Consider the following 16,471-nt stretch of genomic DNA (forward strand, 5'->3'; position numbering starts at 1 on the left):
CCCGATGTACCGATGTGCGCATCGCCCTCACCGCCGCTGTTCTCCTCCTCGCCGCCTGCTCGACCCCGGACGCCGCGCCGGACCAGGTCCCGGCGACCCCGACCACCGCCGACGTGCCCGCGGGCAACGGCCCGACCTGTGCCAACGCCAACTCGTCCGCGGTCGGCAAGGCGCTCGGGCTGCGGTTGCAGGGCCAGCAGGAGACCACCGAGGGCGCGGTCGTCACCTGCCGCTACGTCGGCACCGGCATGCCGGTCTCGGTGCGGTTCACCACGAACGCGACCGCCGCGTCGTTCGCCAAGGCCAAGCCGGCGGAGGCCAAGGCCATCGAGGGCCTGCACGACGAGGCCTACGAGGTCACGACCGGTCAGTCCGAGACCGCGCAGCACGCGATCACCGCGCGCAAGGGCAAGGTCGAGATCCAGGTCGTCTCGCCGTCGGGCGTCGAGCCGTCGAAGAAGCTGATCAGCGACCTGTTCAGCCGGATCTGACCGAAGGCTCGTCGAAGAACGTGCGCACGCGGGCACCCGGCGCCAGCCACGGGCGCACCAGGTCGTGCGCGCGTTCGGGGTCGCGGTGGAACAGGCCGACGCGGACGGCGAACACCAGGTCGAACCGGCGGTCGCCGAGGTTCATGTCCTCCAGCGACGCGATGAGGAACTCGGCCTTCCCGGACGCCACGTACGGCGCGTTGCGGCGGGTCGCGGCCTCGACCATCTTCGTGGATCTGTCGATGGCGGTGAGCGTGCCGGTGGAGAGCAGCTGGCACACCATGGTCGCGGCCACGCCCTGACCGCAGCCGATCTCCAGCACGCGCTCACCGGGGCGGATCGCGAGTTGGTCGACCACACTGCGCAGACGCTCGCTCATGGTCCACATTTTGCGTCAGCACGGCGGGCGGGGCCACTACCGCGGCCCCGCCACCGAGATCAGCCCAGACCGCCCAGGTTGACCATCCAGCTGACGCCGTACTTGTCGACCAGGTCGCCGTACTCGTCGCCCCACATCTGCTTCTCCAGCGGGGTCCCGACCTTGCCGCCGTCGGCGAGCGCGGCGAAGTACGTCTTCAGCACCTCGTCATCGCCCGACAGGGACACGGTGATGGTGTCGCCGGGGTTGTAGGGCATCCCGGGCGGCGTGTCGGAGGCCATGATCGTGTAGCCGGCCTCGGTCTCCAGCTGGGCGTGCATGAGCTGGTCGGCCTGCGGCGTGTCCTGCATGCCGAACTCACCGAAGGTGTTGACCTTCAGCTCACCGCCGAAGATCGAGTGGTAGAACTCCATCGCCTGACGGGCGTTGCCGTCGAAGCGCAGGTACGGGTTGAGGCGAGTGGCCACCGGAATCGCTCCTTCAAGAAGAGACGGACCCGAATCCTCGCAAACCCTTACGAGGCCTACAACTTGAAGCTACTCCGTGACGCCGGGGTCACCCTGTGCGACCTTGCCCGCGTACATGAGTGTGGCTTCCGGGGTCAACGGGTGGAAGGTGCCCGCACGCACGTCGCGGTAAGCGCGTTCCAGCGGTGACCGCTTGAAGAACGACCGTCCACCGAGGACCTCCATCGCGATGTTCACGACCTCGACGGCCTCCACGACCGCCTGCCGCTTGGCCAGCATGACCGTGGTGGTCGACTCGGCGTTGGCGGTGTAGTCGTCGCCGAGCTCCTCGATCGAGCCCATCAGCGACCACCACGCGGTGCGCAGCTTGTAGTCCATCAACCCGATCTGCCGCACGGCGTTCTTCGACGTCGACCGCACCGCGACGTCCCGCGCACCTGCGGCGATGCCGTAGTAGGTCGCCCCGCACACCGGCGCGAAGTGGACGACGGCGGCGAAGAGAGGCGCGCCGAACTCCCCGTACGGCCGGCGCGCCGCGATCTTCTCGGCCGGGATGAACACGTCCTCGAGGACCACGTCGTGGCTGGCCGTGCCGCGCATGCCCAGCGTGTCCCACGTTTCCTCGATGCGCACACCCTCGGCGTTCAGCGGCGCGCTGAAGTGCAGCACCTCCTCGCCCAGAACGGCGCACGTGGCCACGACGTTCGCCCGCGGCGACTGGCTGCAGAACGCCTTGCGCCCGGACACCAGGAAACCGCCGTCGACCGCCGTCGCCGTGGTCGTCGGCCACAGCCAGTCCGACCCGCCGCTGGTGGCGATGACCAGGCCTTCAGCTGCGACCCGGCGCAGCACGCCCTCCGCGTCCGGCGCGCCCTTGCGGCGGCGGTAGCCCTGCATCAGCGTCAGGTACAGGTGCATGGTGATGGCCAGCGCGGTCGCGCCGTCATGTCTGGCGAGTTCGGCCTGCGCGTAACAGACCTGGCGCATCGTGGCGCCGAGTCCGCCCAGTTCCTCCGGTACGGCCAACGCCAGATAGCCCTCCTCGCGCATCGCGTCGTACGCCTCGCGCACGAAGGTGGCATCGCGATCGTGTTCGGCGGCGTGGGCGGCCGCGATCGCGCCGATGCGCGCGGCCATCTCCACGAACTTCGCGTCGTCGTCTCTGGTGACAGTCGGGAACGTACTGGTCACCCGCGGTGTCTCAAGTGTTGTCATAGGACGAACGTAAGAACGTGCAAGCCCCGCAGGTAGTTCTGAAAGTGAACCGGACGGCGGTAACGAAACCTCCGTCGCGGCGGAGACTTCCCCTGTGAGGACGTATGCGCAGTACTGCCCGATCGTCCGTGCCGTCGAGGTGCTGGGCGACCGGTGGACGTTGCTGATCGTGCGGGACATGCTCATCGGTGCCTCGCGCTTCAACGAGCTTTCCCGTGGCCTGCCGGGACTCTCGCGGGCTCTGCTGTCGCGGCGCCTGCGGCAGCTGGCCAATGCCGGGCTCGTCACCCGCACCGGTGACGGCTACACGCTGACATCGGCGGGGCAGGCGTTGCGCCCCTTGGTGTTCGGCCTCGCCGACTGGGGCGCCCGGTACGCGTTCGGCGACCCGAGGGCCGACGAGCTGGATCCCGAGGTGCTGATGTGGTGGATGCACGGCCGCATCGACACCGGCACGCTGAGCCGCCGCGCGAACATCGAGATCCGGGTCAGCGACCGGCGCCGGGTCTTCTGGCTCGTGCTCGAACCCGGTGACGCCTCGGTCTGCTACACCGATCCCGGCCTCGAGGTGGACGCGGTGCTGGCGTCCGACATCGCCACGCTCTACCGGATGTGGGAGGGCGAGTTCGAGCTGCTCGACGCGGTCCGCGCGGGCACGATCGAGCTGACCGGCCCGCGCTGGGTCGTGCGCGGCCTGCCGGAGTGGCTGAAGCTCAGCCCGGTGGCCGAGTACGTGCGCGCGGCCAGGATCGAACCGGCGGCTGCTCCGGCGACGTGAGCGCGGAGTCTCCCGCGCGTTCGAAGCACGCCAGCGCGTCCTCGGACCGGCCCAGCTTCGCCAGTGCATGCCCGCGGACCCGCAACGCCGCTTTGTCCTGGTGCAGCTGCACGGCGAGGTCGGCGTGCTTCAACGCCTCCGGGTAGCGGGCCTCGCCCAGCAGCTCACCGGCCCGTTCGACGTGCATGGCGGCCAACGCCCGTGCCTGGTCCCGCAACGCCGGGTGCTTGCCGAACACCCCGGGCTCGGCCGCCAGGATCTCGCCGCCGCGTTCGGCCAGCAGCACGGCGAGCGAGCGGTGCTGACCGAGCCGGTCGTGCAGGTGCGCGGCCGCGGCCGGGAAACCGTTGCCGGCGTACCAGTTCGCGGCCCGCTGGTGGTTCACCGCGGTGGGCGTGACGGCTTCCGCGACCGCCGGCACGAGCCGTCCGTCGACCAGCACGCCCAGCCGGGTCAGTTCCGCGATCGCCGCCGGGTCGACGCCCAGTTCCCGGCACAGCGCCCGCCGCACCGGGCCGAGGCGGGCGAACGTGGTGACGAGGTGCCGCGCCGCCGGTGACAGCGCCGGCATGACGGTGGCGGCCACGTACGACTCGTGGTCGGGCCACCGCTGGGCGAGCGCGGGCCAGCCCAGCGTCGCGCGGTAGACCTCGGGCACCACGGCGGCCTCGGACAGCGCGAGCTCCCGCGGGCCGACCTGCTCGGCGTCGTCCCACTCGAACGGCGTGCTCGTGATCAGCGTGACCTGCTCGCACGGCGTCTGCTTCAGCCACTCGCGCAGCTCGTCGGGAGAACGGCCGGTTCGTCGAGCACGACCTGTGGGGCCCATCGGCGCGTGCGGATGAAGTCCGCCGCCGCTTCGCCCGCACACCACCGGGCTGACCTGGTCTTACGCCTGACCGTTTCTGTCTTGCCGTAGCCGGGGGCCGCCGCCACCACTGTCAATCGCACTCTCTTACAGAGCTGCCGGCGTGGCTGTGGATATACGCGAACCGGGTGACGCACGGGAGCAAACAGTCGACCTCGGCCCGGTCGCTGCTCAGACTGGAGATCATGGGGAACCTCGAGAAAGTGGGAGCCTGCGTCAAGGGACAGTCGGTACAGGCCCTCCTCGTGCAGAGCCAGGTGCTGTCCGTGCTCGAGCAGCCGGCCGTGGACCTCACCCGCGCCGAGAAACTGCTGCCGGCCCAGGAGAAGATCAACAAAGCGATCGCCGACGGCCAGGACACGGCCCGCCACCACCTGCACACGGTGCTGCGCAACGCGATCGACACCGCGGCCGACATCGGCTCCTTCTTCGCCGCGCGCCACGCCGCCGTTGGCCTGCTGGAGTCCGGCACCGACCGGCTGGCCGCGCTCAGGGTGATCGAGGGCCTGCGGGAGCAAGCTGACGAGTCCCAGCGCCACGCCCAGCTCGTCGCGACCGACCTGCAGCACCTGCGCGACTCCTTCGTCCGGTACTCCAGTGACGTCGCCGCGGCCACGACCGAGCTGGCACAGGCGGACGGGGCGCTCGCATCGATCACCCGGTCGCTCGGCGGCGTCGACGCCAGGATCGGCGACGCGATCATCGCCGCGGTGCTGGGCGGTCTCGCGAACACGGGCGGCGTGGTGAGGCTCGGTGTCGGTGCGGTCGCCACCGTCGTCACCGGTGACCGCAAGAACACCCTCGTCGCCGGCGGTGGCGCGGCGTGGATCGCCGACGCGGCGGCCACCGCGCTGGCCGGGCTGTTCGACGAGAAGGCCGGGCTGATCCGGCAGCACGCGGAGGACCACGCCGTGATCACGCTCGGGTGCGGGATCGCCGGTGGCCTGGCCGCCCTCGCCGCGAGCGCCACCGGTGCCGGCCGGGCCGCCCAGAACACGGCCGACGCGTGGATGCTGCTCGCCGACGAACTGGGCGGTCTGGTCACCGGGCTGCGGAAGGGCCAGATCGTGCCGGACGCGCTGAGCAGGCTCCTCGCCGGTGACGCGGCGAACGCCGACGTCGGCATCATCCGCGGGCACCTCGTCGGCGCGGTCACCGAGGTCGATGTCACCAGGACCGTGGGGGACGTGATCCGGGCGAGCCTGGCGGCGTGATCATGCCCCTGACCAGCGCAATCGACCTCCCGCCCGACCGCGCCGGAACTTTTTGAAGATTTTCTGGGCTGTCGTGTCGATCCGGCCGGGTGGCCGTTCGACGCATCAGTGGAAGGACACGAGCGCCCAGGAGGAAACGACATGACTGCCACCGCCACCACCACCCGCGTTGCCCGCAAGGCCGTCGGCCGTTACGCCACGATCGCGACTCGGGTGCTGATCGGCCTGCTGTTCACCACGACCGGCCTGAACGGGTTCCTGATGTTCATGCCCGCCCCGGATCCGAGCACGATGGCGCCCGCCGGTGTGGCATTCAGCGCCGCCCTCTACGCGACCGGGTACATGCTGCAGCTCGCGTCCGGCGTCCAGCTCGTCGCCGGGCTGCTGCTGATCGCCGGCCGGTTCGTGCCGCTGGCGCTGGCCCTGCTCGCGCCGATGGTCGTGAACATCTTCCTGTTCCACGTCTACCTGGAGCCCAGCGGCATGGCCATGGCGGTCATCGTCGTCGCCGCCGAGATCGGCCTGGCGTGGGCGTACCGCGACAGGTTCCGCCCGATGCTGCAGGCCCGCTAGACACCCCAAGCGAAATCCCCCGCCGGCCACGTGCCGGCGGGGGATTTTTCGTTGCTCGTCAAGGTTTTTCGCTCCGCGATGTCGAAACGGGAGGGGTCCGTTCGACGTATCTGTGTAGGGAAACTCCTTGGAAGGGAACGGAAATGTCCACCACCCGCTGCGCCACCACCGTCTTGCGAGTGCTGGTCCGCGGCCGGGTGGCGCCCGCGATCCTGACCGTGCTGAACGTCCTGCTGGACACCAGCCACGTGGTCACCGCGATCCTCATCTGCGTCGCCGAGATCGTGGTCGCGCTCAGCTCGCAGTGCCTGCTACCGGGCCACGAAGGCGGCCAGCAGCGCCTGCACCTCGTAGACGTCGACACCCTTCCCGAACTGCTTGGAGATCGGCACGTCACTGCTGGAGACCCAGATCTTCAGCTCCGCGTCCAGGTCGAAATGACCTGCGGTCTCAACTGAGAACTGCGTGATCGCGCGGTACGGCACCGAGTGGTACTCGACCTTCTTGCCCGTCATGCCCTGCTTGTCGACCAGGATCAACCGCCGGTCGGTGAACAGGAACGAGTCGCGCACCAGCTGGTACGCCGCGTGGACCTGTTCCCCCTGCGCCAGCAGCCGCCCGAACTCCTTCGCGGCCGCCCCAGGGTCGAGCTTCGACGCGTTCCCCATCATTCCGCTGAGAAGTCCCATACCTCCAGATTTACCAGGCTTTCCGAAACTTTGTCCCAGTCCTGGAACTCTCCTGTCCTGGCCCTTCCCCGCGTAACCCGATAGTGGTGGTCAACAGCCACACGATCGGGATTGGGTGATGACATTGCGTAAGAACCTCGTGGGCGCCGCCGCACTCGCAGGGGTCGCCGCTCTGGCCGTCGGATGTTCCAGTGCGCCAGCCCAGAACTCGAGTGCGCCGGAGCAGCGGCCGTCGGTCGACCAGATCAAGGCGCTGTTCGCCGACTGGAACGCGGCTCTCGCAACGGGTGACCCCCAGAAGGTGGCCGACCGCTACGCTCCGAACGCGGTCCTGCTGCCCACGGTGTCGAACCAGGTGCGCTCCACACGCGCCGAGATCGTCGACTACTTCGTGGAGTTCCTGAAGGCCAAGCCGAGCGGCACGATCCTCAACTCGTACGTCGTCGTCCTCAACCCCGAGGACGCGATCGACGCCGGCACGTACCGGTTCGCGCTCACCAAGGACGGCAAGGCGTCCACTGTGGACGCCCGCTACACGTTCGTCTACGAGAAGGTCGACGGCAAGTGGCTCATCGTGAACCACCACTCGTCGGCTATGCCGGAGAAAGTGTGATCCGCACGCACAACCCGCCACCGGACGCGGCCTCCAGCGACACCGTGCCGCTGTCGTCGGTGACGAGCTGCTTCACGATGGCGAGTCCCAGGCCGGACCCACCCTTGCCGGTCAGGCCCTGACCGCGCCAGAACCGGCCGAACGCCCGGAGCCGTTCGTCCTCCGGCAGGCCGGGGCCGGAGTCGATGATCTCCAGCAGGCCGGGCCGGGTGGTGCGGACCAGGATCGTGGCGCCGTCCGGGGACACCTCCAGCGCGTTGGACAGCACGTTGTCCAGGATCTGCTCGAGGTGTCCCGGCGTCGCCAGCACCCGGATGTCGAAGCCTTCGGACACCAGGGAGATCGACCGTTCGTCGGCGGCGGCGCGCCAGGCGGTGAACCGTTCGGCGACGACGTCCAGCACCTGCACCGGTTCGGGGTGGGCGACGTTCGCCTCGGCACGGGCCAGCGCGAGCAGGCCGTTGACCAGCCTGCTCATCCGCACGACCTCGGCGGTCGCCATCTCGACGTCCTCCCGCACGTGCGGGTCGTCGACGCCGTCGGCGACGTTGTCCAGTGACAGCCGCAGCGCGGTCAGCGGCGTGCGCAGCTGGTGCGAGGCGTCGCCGATGAACGCGCGTTGCGAGCCGACGAGCGTGCCGATCGTCTCGGTGGCCGTGTTCAGCGTGCGGGCGAGCGTGCGGGTCTCCGGTGGCCCGGTCTCCTCGGCACGGGCGGTCAGGTCGCCGTCGCGCAGCCTGGCCGCCATCGCGTTCAGCTCGCGCAACGGCCGGGTGACCCGCCGGGCGAGCCAGAACCCGAGGAACGCCGCCACGATCAGCACCCCGACCGCGAGCGCGGCCCGGAAACCCCAGATCTGCCACAACCGCTGCTTGATGGGAGCGCCCGGGTAGGACAGCCGGATCGCGCCCACGACGGCGCCGTCCGGGCGTTTAGCGGGCACCGTGAGCTTGAGTCCCTCGGCGTCCCACACCACGTCGCCGGGCTCGGGGCCGAGCACGTCGATCTGGCCCAGCGTCTGGCGTTCGTAGGCGTCGATGAGAGCGCTCAACGACCGCGTGTCGCCCGAGGCCAGCAGCAGCGCCGCGGTCTCGGCCTCGCGGCGCGCGGTGTTCTCCGCGTCGTTGAAGAGCTGCTCGTTCAACGTGAACGCGACCGGCACCGTGAACGCCGCGATCGCGATCGCGACCAGCAGGACGTAGCTCCAGACGAGCTGCCGGATCATGCGAGCACCAGCCGGAAACCCACACCGCGCACCGTTTCCAGCGACGCCGCGTCACCGAGCTTGCGGCGCAGCACCCCCACGTGCACGTCGAGCGTCTTGGTGGGGCCGAACCAGTTCTCGTCCCACACCGCCTCCATGATCTGCTCGCGGGTGAACACCGCGCCCGGCTCCTCGGCGAGGAACGCGAGCAGGTCGAACTCCTTCGGCGTCAGCACCAGCTCGGCCCCGTCGAGGTGCACCCGCCGTCCCCGTCGATCGACCCTGAGCCGCCCGTGCTCCTGCGCCGGCTGATTGGGTTGCGCGCGCCGCAGCACCGCCCGCATCCGCGCGACGACCTCCCGCACCCCGAACGGCTTGGTGACGTAGTCGTCGGCCCCGATCTCGAGCCCGACCACCCGGTCGACCTCGTCGGACCGCGCGCTGATCACGATGATCGGCACGTCACCGCGGGTCCGCAACTCCCGGCACACGTCCAGGCCGTCCATGTCCGGCAGTCCGAGGTCGACCAGCACGATCGCCGCTTCTTCCTCGGTCGTTTCCGGGGCCGCCAGCGCTTCCGCGCCCGTCCGCACCCACCGCACCTCGAACCCGTACCGGGACAGTCCGCGCGTGAGTGATTCCGCGATCGGCTCGTCGTCCTCCACCAGCAGCACCCGCATGGGCGCAGATCATTGCACTGTTCGCGGCAGGGCGTTCCTCAGCCGGATGCCGCTCCAGCCGAGCGAACTCGCCTGCACAGCGTCCCAGAACGGCCACAACCGAGGCAGGACCCGCAGCGCGATCTCTGCCTGTTCGTGCAGTCCGAACAGGCCTGCGGGCAACCGATACCCGTAGAGCCACCGCGTGCACCCGAGAGGGGTCTTCGGAGAAGTGCAGTACCTGACCGGGCTCGGGCCGCATGTGGTCATACTGGCCGAATGCGGAGGCTGACACTCGTGGTTCTGCTCGTCCTGACCGGCTGCGCGACGCCCGCCGACGACTCCGCCACCGGCTTCACCGCGGTGGACCTCACCGCGAGGCCGGAAGCCCTGACCACCCACGGCGACGCACTGGTCATCGGCACCCGCCCCACCGACCACCCCGAACTGGTCACGCGCGCCAAGGACGGCGCGCTGACCAACGTGAAGCTCACGCCGTCGACCCCGTACGGCAAGGAAGCGCACTGGTACGGGCTCACCTCCGACGGCACCACGATCACCGGCGTGGGCGGCGAGCGCGGTGGCGCGCACGGCAACGTCCGGTGGAGCGCCTGGACCGGCGACTCCCGGCAGATCACCGAGAAACCGCAGGCTTTCAGCACGTTCGGCGGCTACGGCGCGGGCGAGCTGATCGGCGTGGTGCGCACGAGGAACGGCCCGCTGATCATCGGCACCTGGCAGAGCGCCAAGGCAGGTCTCGACCTCGCGGCGTGGACCTACGCCGAGGAGACGTGGACCCGCCAGTCGTCCGCCGGCTCCGTGCTGGAGAGCTCGCAGGAACTGTTGCGCTTCCCGCTCGCGGTGACGCCGAACGGCGACGGCGTGCTCGTCGTCGGCTGGCAGATCGCGCAAGGCGTCGTGAGCGCGGCGGTGTGGCAGTTCGACGGCACGACCTGGACCACGGCCGTGCTCCCGGACGGGGACGCCGCGCTGGCTGCCCGCTGCTGGGACGGCACCTGCCACGTCGTCGGCCGCAGCAAGGGCAAGCTCGCCTGGTGGAAGTCCGGTGAGGCGTGGACGAAGGTCGCCACCCCGGACATCCCGGTCAGCGACGATCAGGACCTCGCCGCACCCGTCGCGATCAACGGAACCCCGACGCTGGTCATCGACCACAACGGCGTGAAGCTGGTGTCCGAAAAGGACGAACGGCCCGCGGCAGGCCCCACCGGCAAGGTCGTCGCCACTGAGAAGGTGGGCGACCAGGTGTTCGTGATCGCGGGCGACCGCCTGTGGCGCCTCACCTAGACAGCAACTCCCGCAAGGTTTCCAGCCCGTCGAGCACGGCCTTGCGCTCGGCGGGGGAGGCCGCGTCGAGCGCGCGGGTGAGCCGTCCGTACGGGCCTTCCTCGAGCTCCCGCGTGTAGCCCTGCACCGGCTCGGTCACCTGCACGCGCGTGTAGCGGCGGTCGTCCGGGTCCGGCTCCCGCGTCACGAGCCCGCGCGCCTGCAGCCGGTCGACGATCCCGGACGTCGTCGAGTGCGACAGGCTCAGCCGCCGCGCGAGCTCGGTGACGGTCGCCGATCCGTCGGTCACCAGCGAGCGGATCAGGCCGACCTGCGGCCCGGTGAGCCCGCTGCGCGCCTCGTCTCCGCTCGGCTCGATCGACGTCGTCAGCAGCTCCTGCCGCAACGCGCGCATGTGCGCCATCACGGACTCCGCGTCGCGGAACGCACTCTCGTCGACCATGGCGCGAAGTCTAGAACGCGGGTACGTTGGACGCGACGCGTCGTATACGACGGATTGGGGAGTCCAGAGATGACGATCAAGCGCGTACGCACACCCGCCGGTGACGAAGCCTGGCTGGTCACCGGCTACGACCAGGTCAAGACGCTGCTGGCCGACCGCAGGCTGGGCAGGGCGCACCCCGACCCGGACAACGCCCCGCGGTTCAGCGACTCGGCGATCCTCGGCAAACCGCGCCAGGCCACCGCGGAGGAGGAGCACGAGGCCCACGCGTGGATGCGGCGCTCGCTCGCGCCGTCGTTCTCCGCCAGGAACATGGAGTCGATGCGGCCGCGCGTGCGGGAGCTCGCCGACGGTCTGCTCGACGCACTCGTGGAGCAGGGTCAACCGGCCGATTTCCACGAAGGCGTCGCGTTTCCGCTACCCGTGCTGGTGATCTGCGAGCTGCTCGGCGTCCCGTACGAGGACCGCGCCGACTTCCGCCGCTGGTCCGACGCCGCGAGCACGCTCAACGACGAGCAGAAGTCGTTGCAGGGCATGGGACAGCTCTTCGCCTACATGGGTGAGCTCGTCGAACGGAAGAAGAAGGAGCCCGGCGACGACGTCATCACCCGCCTGATCGAGAGCACGCCACCCGGTCAGGAGGAGCAGATCGCCCAGCTCAGCGGCGGTTTGCTGTTCGCGGGCCACGAAACCACCGTGGCCGCCATCGGCCGCGGCGCCATGCTGCTGAGCCTCAACCCCGAGCGGTGGGCCGCGTTGCGCGCCGACCCGTCCGGCATCCCGGACGTCGTCGAGGAGATCCTGCGGCACCGCTCACCCGTGTCGGCCGGGCCCGCCGACTCCGGCATGCCCCGGTACGCGATGGCCGGCCTCGACGTCGACGGTGTGCACATCCCCGCCGGTGACCTGGTTCTGCTCGGCATCGACCAGGCCAACCGCGACTCCGAGCGCTTTCCCGACCCGGCCGCGTTCGTCCCGCGAACGTCCAATCCGCACCTCACGTTCGGGTTCGGTCCCCGCTTCTGCATCGGCGCCCCGCTCGCGCGGGTCGAGCTGAGCGAGGTCCTCCACGCTCTCGTCGCCCGGTTCGAGACGTTCGGCCTCGCCGTCGACCTCGATGAGTTGAGCGTTCGGACGGATCAGCTCGTGGGCGGAGTGACGGAACTGCCCGTCAGCTGGACGGCGTAACGTCGTAATGCTTTGTCGTTCGTGAGCGACCTCCATGCGTAGGAGGCCGCTATGACTGACGTCACACTGCGCGTCCACGAGGACGGGGCCGACGACGAGCGCATCGAGCAGCTCACCGCCTTCCTGCGCGCCGAGCTGCGCGAACTGACACCTGTCTCGGCGCCTGCGGGGGTCGCCGCTCCCGGCGCCAAAGCACTCGATCCCACCGACATCGGCACCCTGCTGGCGACGATCTCCCAGTCGACGGTCCTGGCCGCGTTGATCACCGCCGTGTCGTCGTGGCTGGGCCAGCGCCGCGGGCGGTCCGTGACCGTGGAGGCCGACGGCGACGCCCTGGAACTGACGGGCGCCCCCGACGCCGCGGAACGCACCGCCCGCGCGGAGTGGCTGCGCCGCCGCCGCACCAAGCGCTACGCGTTGATCATCGCCGCCTACGAGTTCGCCGACCAGGGCCTCTCCTCGCTGAGAGCACCCGCCCACGACGCCGCCCGCCTGGGCGAGGTGCTCGCCGATCCCCGCATCGGCGGCTTCGACGTGCAGACTCTGATCAACTCCCCGGCCTTCGAGGTGAACGAGGCGGTGGAGGAGTTCTTCGCCGACCGCGAGCCCGACGACCTCCTGGTGCTGCACTTCTCCGGCCACGGCGTGAAGGACGAGGCAGGCGAACTCCACTTCGCGACCTCCGGCACCAAGCTCAACCGCCTGGCAGGCACCGCGGTTTCCGCCGACTTCGTGGCCCGCCGCATGAACCGCTCACGCTCCCGCCGCATCGTGCTGCTGCTGGACTGCTGCTACTCCGGCGCCTTCGGCAGAGGCATGGTCGCCCGCGCAGGCGGCGCCGTAGGCCTGGAAGAACAGTTCGGCGGCAGCGGCCGAGCCGTGATCACCGCGTCGTCGGCGATGGAGTACGCCTTCGAGGGCGCCGCCGTGGCCGACGCCTCCGAGAGCGAACCGTCGGTCTTCACCTCGGCCCTGGTGGAAGGCCTGGAATCCGGCGAAGCCGACCGCGACCAGGACGGCCACGTGGGCCTGGACGAGCTCTACGAGTATGTCTACGACCGCGTGCGCCGCGTGACCCCACACCAAACCCCAGGCAAGTGGATGCTCGACGTGCGCGGCGACCTCCACATCGCCCGCCGCGCCCGCCCCGTGCAGGTGCCTGCGGCGTTGCCGACGGAGCTGCAGGAGGCTCTGGATCACTCGCTGCCCGGGGTGCGGGCGGGTGCGATTCCCGAGCTGCGGCGGATGCTGACCGTGCGGCACGAGGGACGCGTGCTGGCTGCGCGGCTGGCGTTGCGGCGGCTTGCCGATGACGACAGCCGGATGGTGGCGTCTTCGGCTCGGTCGGCGTTGGCGGAGCTCGGGGAGGAGGCGGAGCTCGGCCGGTCGAGGGTTCCTTCGCCGACCTCGCTGCTGGACGCGCGGGAGGAGCCGGAAACCGGTGAGTCCGATGTCGCGGCGAAGAGCGCCGCGCCGGCTCAAGAAGCTGTGGCCGACCCCGGCCCGACTGTCAGACCGCAACCGGAGACAGCCCCAGCCGACTCCCCGGCGACGACCCAGGACGGCCCGGAACCCACAGCCGAAGCCGACTCTCCGCGAACCCTGCTCGCCGCGAGCAGCTCAGCCACTCCGAGCACGACCCCCGCACCGCGTACCTCCCAGGACAACGCCGTGACGACCCCAGCCCCCACCCCCGCGACCACCCAAGCCCTCACCGCCGCAGCCATCACAGCCCTACCCCGCCTAGCCGCCGCCCTAGCCCTCACCCTGATGGTCATCGGCCTGACAACCACCCAGGGCGGCGTAGTCCGAGTCCTGGGCGGCGACGCCTCCTTCAACACCTTCCTGTTCGCCACCCTGTGGCCCTGGGCGCTGGCGGCAACGACCTTCGTACTGGTGTGCCGCGACCACAAATGGGCACACGGCGCAGCACTAGGCCTGCTAGCAGGCACAACAGGCCTCCAAGCCGGCACGATCGGCCTGCAGAGCAGCGGCTGGTACCTGTGGCTGTTCCTAGGCATGGCAGGAGTGGCGCTGGCGGCGACCGCATACACCCGCCCGTGGTGGCTAGCACTGGCCACCGGCGTCCTGGGAGCCGTCGGCGTGTTCGTAGTCGCCTCTTCAGAGACCTCGCTGGAGTCCATCAACGGTGACGGCCAGGACGTGGTGTTCCTGCTCGCCTCCATCGGCCTCATCGGGCTCGCCGGCTACCGGGTCTGGCAGGAACGCGCGTGGTTCAGCACGATCGCACCGGCCCTGCTGCTGCTCGACGTGACCATCACGCTGTCCGCGGAGCCACCCCAGTTCGTCCTGCACGCGAGCCTGGCCGGCCTGATCGTGGTGCCGCTGATCGCGACCCTGACCAGCGCCACCGCGAGGTTCGCCGGGTACGCGGCGGTGTCCGCCGGGCTGCTGGTCCGCGCGGGCGAGTACGTGGCCGCGGGGGAACCGTCGTTCGCGACCTTCGCCTACCTGCTGCTGCCGCTCGCAGCGGCGACAGCCGCCTACTACTCCTGCGAACGCTGATTCTTGCGCCGCTTGCCCTCGTGCATCGCGACCACCCGCGCGACCGGGATGCCGTGCCCCTCGGCCACCAGGTCGTCGGGCAGGCGTTGCGCGGCTGGCATCAGCGTGGTCCACGGATCGCCGTCGAACCGGGACCGCACGGTGAAGTCGGCAGGCGAAACGTCGGCGAGCGAGTCCCACGGCACCGGAAACGAGATCGGCAGGCCTTCGTGCAGCCGCGGGCTGTAGGCGGCGACGACCGTGGCACCCCAGGCACGGGTCGAGTCGAGGAACACCTTCCCGCCCCGCTCGGCCCGGATGTACGCGGTGGTGGCGAGCGACGGGTCGAGCTTCTCGGCCCGCGCGGCCACGGCGCGAGTAGCCGCCGCGACGTCGTCCGGGTCGTGCTTCTCCAACGGCACGAAGATGTGCACGCCCTTGGCGCCGCTGGTCTTGACCGCGCCGGAGAGCCCGCAGGCCGCAAGTGCCTCTCGAATCAAGAAAGCCGACCGCACCACTACGTCGAAGTCCGCGCCCTCTGGCGGGTCGATGTCGAGCACCATGTGCGTCTGGTGGTCGCCGAGGAACAACGGCACGTGGTACTCGACGGCTCGTTGGTTCGCGAACCACATCAGGGTCTGCTTGTCGTCGCACAGCGCGTACTTGATCTCGCGGTGCGACGCCTCGGCCCACACCGGAACCGTGCGCACGAACGAAGGCGTGTACTTGGGGACGTTCTTCTGCATGAACGGGTCCTGACCGCGCAGGATCCGCCACACCGACAGAGGACGGCCCGCCAGCACCGGCACGAACCGGTCGGCGACGAAGTCCAGGTACTCCACCAGATCGCCTTTGACCGTGCCGCCGAACAACGGCTGGTCGAGCGAGGAGAACTGCACGCCGTCACTCTTCATCAGGAACCTCGAGTTCGTCTCGCGCGGCCCACTCCAGCAGCGGCTCGATGGACCACACCGCGTCGTCGATGCCGGCGTGCAGGTCACCTAGCTCGGCGTAGCGCTTCGGCACCGTGGCGATGGTGAAGTCCCGCGGATCCACGTCGGCCACCTCGTCCCAGCGGATCGGCGTCGACACGGTCGCCTCGGGATTGCCGCGCACCGAATAGGCCGACGCGATCGTGCGGTCACGCGTGTTCTGGTTGTAGTCCACGAAAACGAGCGACGGATCGCGGTCCTTGCGCCACCACGCGGTCTCCACGTCGTCCGGCGCCCGCCGCTCGACCGCGTGAGCGAACGCCAGCGCGGCCTTGCGCACGTCCTGGAACCCGAAAGCCGGCTCGATCCGCACGTAGATGTGCAGCCCCTTCGACCCGGACGTCTTGGGGAACCCGACCGCGCCGAGCTCGGCCAGCACCTCCTGCACCACACCCGCGACCCGCCGCACCCGGTCGAACGAACAGGTCGGTCCCGGATCGAGGTCGATGCGCCACTCGTCGGGCTTCTCCGTGTCGGCCGCACGGGAGTTCCACGGGTGGAACTCCACAGTGGACATCTGCACGGCCCAGATCACGTCGGCGATGTGCGTGACGCAGAGTTCGTCCGCATGGCGGTTGTAGCGCGGGAAATGCACGCGGACGGTCCGCACCCACGGCGGCGCGCCGTGCGGAAGCCTTTTCTGGTGCACTTTCTCGCCGGTCACGCCCTCCGGGAAGCGGTGCAGCATGCACGGCCGTTCCCGCAGCGCGCGGACGATTCCGTCACCGACGGACAGGTAGTAGTTCGCGAGATCCAGTTTCGTCTCGCCGCGCGCGGGAAAGTAGACGCGGTCGGGGTTGGAGATCCGCACGACGCGGTCCTCCACCTCGAGCTCCACAGCCGGGGACTTGCCCATACCCGCCAACCTAGCTGTTTCCAGGCGTTTCCT

19 protein-coding genes are annotated in these 16,471 nt (G+C 69.9%); 8 read left to right on the forward strand and 11 right to left on the reverse strand.

The window, feature by feature from the left end:
* The first annotated feature begins 14 nt into the window (after nt 1–14).
* Nucleotides 15–491 (forward strand): hypothetical protein, encoded by a 477-nt coding sequence (locus ACIA8G_RS28055; protein ID WP_396421658.1) that lies wholly within the window; start codon nt 15–17, stop codon nt 489–491.
* Here the strand turns inward: ACIA8G_RS28055 and ACIA8G_RS28060 are convergent.
* From ACIA8G_RS28060 to ACIA8G_RS28070, 3 genes are all read right to left on the reverse strand, one after another.
* Nucleotides 478–870: a class I SAM-dependent methyltransferase gene (locus tag ACIA8G_RS28060; protein WP_396421659.1), complete on the reverse strand. Its 393-nt coding sequence runs from the start codon at nt 868–870 to the stop codon at nt 478–480. The genes ACIA8G_RS28055 and ACIA8G_RS28060 overlap by 14 nt on opposite strands.
* Before the next feature lie 59 nt (nt 871–929).
* Nucleotides 930–1,337 (reverse strand): VOC family protein, encoded by a 408-nt coding sequence (locus ACIA8G_RS28065; protein ID WP_396421660.1) that lies wholly within the window; start codon nt 1,335–1,337, stop codon nt 930–932.
* Between the two features lie 69 nt (nt 1,338–1,406).
* Nucleotides 1,407–2,552 (reverse strand): acyl-CoA dehydrogenase family protein, encoded by a 1,146-nt coding sequence (locus ACIA8G_RS28070; RefSeq protein WP_396421661.1) that lies wholly within the window; start codon nt 2,550–2,552, stop codon nt 1,407–1,409.
* A 94-nt stretch (nt 2,553–2,646) separates the two neighbouring features.
* Between ACIA8G_RS28070 and ACIA8G_RS28075 the strand changes: the two genes are divergently transcribed.
* Nucleotides 2,647–3,330 (forward strand): winged helix-turn-helix transcriptional regulator, encoded by a 684-nt coding sequence (locus ACIA8G_RS28075; RefSeq protein ID WP_396421662.1) that lies wholly within the window; start codon nt 2,647–2,649, stop codon nt 3,328–3,330.
* Here ACIA8G_RS28075 and ACIA8G_RS28080 read toward each other — a convergent pair.
* A complete protein-coding gene (locus ACIA8G_RS28080) occupies nt 3,266–4,159 on the reverse strand; it encodes a hypothetical protein (protein WP_396421663.1) in 894 nt (297 codons plus the stop codon). The genes ACIA8G_RS28075 and ACIA8G_RS28080 overlap by 65 nt on opposite strands.
* Before the next feature lie 224 nt (nt 4,160–4,383).
* On the opposite strand from ACIA8G_RS28080, the gene ACIA8G_RS28085 reads away from it, so the two are divergent.
* Nucleotides 4,384–5,412, forward strand: coding sequence for a hypothetical protein (locus ACIA8G_RS28085; RefSeq protein ID WP_396421664.1), 1,029 nt, complete (start codon nt 4,384–4,386; stop codon nt 5,410–5,412).
* A 141-nt stretch (nt 5,413–5,553) separates the two neighbouring features.
* The gene (locus tag ACIA8G_RS28090) at nt 5,554–5,985 is read left to right on the forward strand and encodes a hypothetical protein (protein WP_396421665.1); all 432 of its coding nucleotides are present in this window, start codon (nt 5,554–5,556) and stop codon (nt 5,983–5,985) included.
* Between the two features lie 311 nt (nt 5,986–6,296).
* Here the strand turns inward: ACIA8G_RS28090 and ACIA8G_RS28095 are convergent, their stop codons facing one another.
* The gene (locus tag ACIA8G_RS28095) at nt 6,297–6,674 is read right to left on the reverse strand and encodes a PH domain-containing protein (protein ID WP_396421666.1); all 378 of its coding nucleotides are present in this window, start codon (nt 6,672–6,674) and stop codon (nt 6,297–6,299) included.
* 118 nt (nt 6,675–6,792) lie between these two features.
* On the opposite strand from ACIA8G_RS28095, the gene ACIA8G_RS28100 reads away from it, so the two are divergent.
* Entirely contained in the window at nt 6,793–7,287 is a 495-nt protein-coding gene (locus ACIA8G_RS28100; protein ID WP_396421667.1) for an SgcJ/EcaC family oxidoreductase, read from the forward strand.
* On the opposite strand, the gene ACIA8G_RS28105 is transcribed toward ACIA8G_RS28100, so the two are convergent.
* The 3 genes from ACIA8G_RS28105 to ACIA8G_RS28115 are packed head-to-tail and all read right to left on the reverse strand — an operon-like array spanning nt 7,268 to nt 9,420.
* Nucleotides 7,268–8,512 carry a sensor histidine kinase gene (locus ACIA8G_RS28105; RefSeq protein WP_396421668.1) on the reverse strand — a complete coding sequence of 415 codons (1,245 nt, stop codon included), beginning with the start codon at nt 8,510–8,512 and terminating at the stop codon, nt 7,268–7,270. The genes ACIA8G_RS28100 and ACIA8G_RS28105 overlap by 20 nt on opposite strands.
* Nucleotides 8,509–9,171, reverse strand: a complete 663-nt coding sequence (locus ACIA8G_RS28110; RefSeq protein WP_396421669.1) for a response regulator transcription factor — start codon at nt 9,169–9,171, stop codon at nt 8,509–8,511. Before ACIA8G_RS28110 ends, ACIA8G_RS28105 begins: the two co-directional genes overlap by 4 nt.
* Nucleotides 9,172–9,180: 9 nt before the next feature.
* Entirely contained in the window at nt 9,181–9,420 is a 240-nt protein-coding gene (locus ACIA8G_RS28115) for a DUF6886 family protein (RefSeq protein ID WP_396421670.1), read from the reverse strand.
* A gap of 9 nt (nt 9,421–9,429) precedes the next feature.
* On the opposite strand from ACIA8G_RS28115, the gene ACIA8G_RS28120 reads away from it, so the two are divergent.
* A complete protein-coding gene (locus tag ACIA8G_RS28120; RefSeq protein ID WP_396421671.1) occupies nt 9,430–10,455 on the forward strand; it encodes a hypothetical protein in 1,026 nt (341 codons plus the stop codon).
* Here the strand turns inward: ACIA8G_RS28120 and ACIA8G_RS28125 are convergent.
* Entirely contained in the window at nt 10,448–10,897 is a 450-nt protein-coding gene (locus ACIA8G_RS28125) for a MarR family winged helix-turn-helix transcriptional regulator (protein WP_396421672.1), read from the reverse strand. The genes ACIA8G_RS28120 and ACIA8G_RS28125 overlap by 8 nt on opposite strands.
* Before the next feature lie 69 nt (nt 10,898–10,966).
* Between ACIA8G_RS28125 and ACIA8G_RS28130 the strand changes: the two genes are divergently transcribed.
* Both ACIA8G_RS28130 and ACIA8G_RS28135 read left to right on the forward strand, forming a co-directional pair.
* A complete protein-coding gene (locus tag ACIA8G_RS28130; RefSeq protein WP_396421673.1) occupies nt 10,967–12,085 on the forward strand; it encodes a cytochrome P450 in 1,119 nt (372 codons plus the stop codon).
* A 51-nt stretch (nt 12,086–12,136) separates the two neighbouring features.
* The gene (locus ACIA8G_RS28135) at nt 12,137–14,611 is read left to right on the forward strand and encodes a caspase family protein (RefSeq protein WP_396421674.1); all 2,475 of its coding nucleotides are present in this window, start codon (nt 12,137–12,139) and stop codon (nt 14,609–14,611) included.
* Here the strand turns inward: ACIA8G_RS28135 and ACIA8G_RS28140 are convergent.
* Nucleotides 14,593–15,504, reverse strand: coding sequence for a DNA polymerase domain-containing protein (locus ACIA8G_RS28140; protein ID WP_396421675.1), 912 nt, complete (start codon nt 15,502–15,504; stop codon nt 14,593–14,595). The genes ACIA8G_RS28135 and ACIA8G_RS28140 overlap by 19 nt on opposite strands.
* Nucleotides 15,494–16,438, reverse strand: coding sequence for a non-homologous end-joining DNA ligase (gene ligD / locus ACIA8G_RS28145; protein WP_396421676.1), 945 nt, complete (start codon nt 16,436–16,438; stop codon nt 15,494–15,496). Before ligD ends, ACIA8G_RS28140 begins: the two co-directional genes overlap by 11 nt.
* Nucleotides 16,439–16,471: the final 33 nt, after the last annotated feature.

Origin of the sequence: Lentzea sp. NPDC051213 (assembly GCF_044455585.1) — a bacterium.
GTDB lineage: Bacteria > Actinomycetota > Actinomycetes > Mycobacteriales > Pseudonocardiaceae > Lentzea.

Bases quoted from the DNA above. Each gene is read 5' to 3' on its own strand.
- ACIA8G_RS28085 (WP_396421664.1), top strand. From the start codon at position 4,384: ATGGGGAACCTCGAGAAAGTGGGAGCCTGCGTCAAGGGACAGTCGGTA.
- ACIA8G_RS28125 (WP_396421672.1), bottom strand. From the start codon at position 10,897: ATGGTCGACGAGAGTGCGTTCCGCGACGCGGAGTCCGTGATGGCGCAC.
- ligD (WP_396421676.1), bottom strand. From the start codon at position 16,438: ATGGGCAAGTCCCCGGCTGTGGAGCTCGAGGTGGAGGACCGCGTCGTG.
- ACIA8G_RS28110 (WP_396421669.1), bottom strand. From the start codon at position 9,171: ATGCGGGTGCTGCTGGTGGAGGACGACGAGCCGATCGCGGAATCACTC.
- ACIA8G_RS28070 (WP_396421661.1), bottom strand. From the start codon at position 2,552: ATGACAACACTTGAGACACCGCGGGTGACCAGTACGTTCCCGACTGTC.
- ACIA8G_RS28115 (WP_396421670.1), bottom strand. From the start codon at position 9,420: ATGACCACATGCGGCCCGAGCCCGGTCAGGTACTGCACTTCTCCGAAG.
- ACIA8G_RS28095 (WP_396421666.1), bottom strand. From the start codon at position 6,674: ATGGGACTTCTCAGCGGAATGATGGGGAACGCGTCGAAGCTCGACCCT.
- ACIA8G_RS28130 (WP_396421673.1), top strand. From the start codon at position 10,967: ATGACGATCAAGCGCGTACGCACACCCGCCGGTGACGAAGCCTGGCTG.
- ACIA8G_RS28135 (WP_396421674.1), top strand. From the start codon at position 12,137: ATGACTGACGTCACACTGCGCGTCCACGAGGACGGGGCCGACGACGAG.
- ACIA8G_RS28100 (WP_396421667.1), top strand. From the start codon at position 6,793: ATGACATTGCGTAAGAACCTCGTGGGCGCCGCCGCACTCGCAGGGGTC.
- ACIA8G_RS28120 (WP_396421671.1), top strand. From the start codon at position 9,430: ATGCGGAGGCTGACACTCGTGGTTCTGCTCGTCCTGACCGGCTGCGCG.
- ACIA8G_RS28140 (WP_396421675.1), bottom strand. From the start codon at position 15,504: ATGAAGAGTGACGGCGTGCAGTTCTCCTCGCTCGACCAGCCGTTGTTC.
- ACIA8G_RS28060 (WP_396421659.1), bottom strand. From the start codon at position 870: ATGAGCGAGCGTCTGCGCAGTGTGGTCGACCAACTCGCGATCCGCCCC.
- ACIA8G_RS28105 (WP_396421668.1), bottom strand. From the start codon at position 8,512: ATGATCCGGCAGCTCGTCTGGAGCTACGTCCTGCTGGTCGCGATCGCG.
- ACIA8G_RS28090 (WP_396421665.1), top strand. From the start codon at position 5,554: ATGACTGCCACCGCCACCACCACCCGCGTTGCCCGCAAGGCCGTCGGC.
- ACIA8G_RS28080 (WP_396421663.1), bottom strand. From the start codon at position 4,159: ATGGGCCCCACAGGTCGTGCTCGACGAACCGGCCGTTCTCCCGACGAG.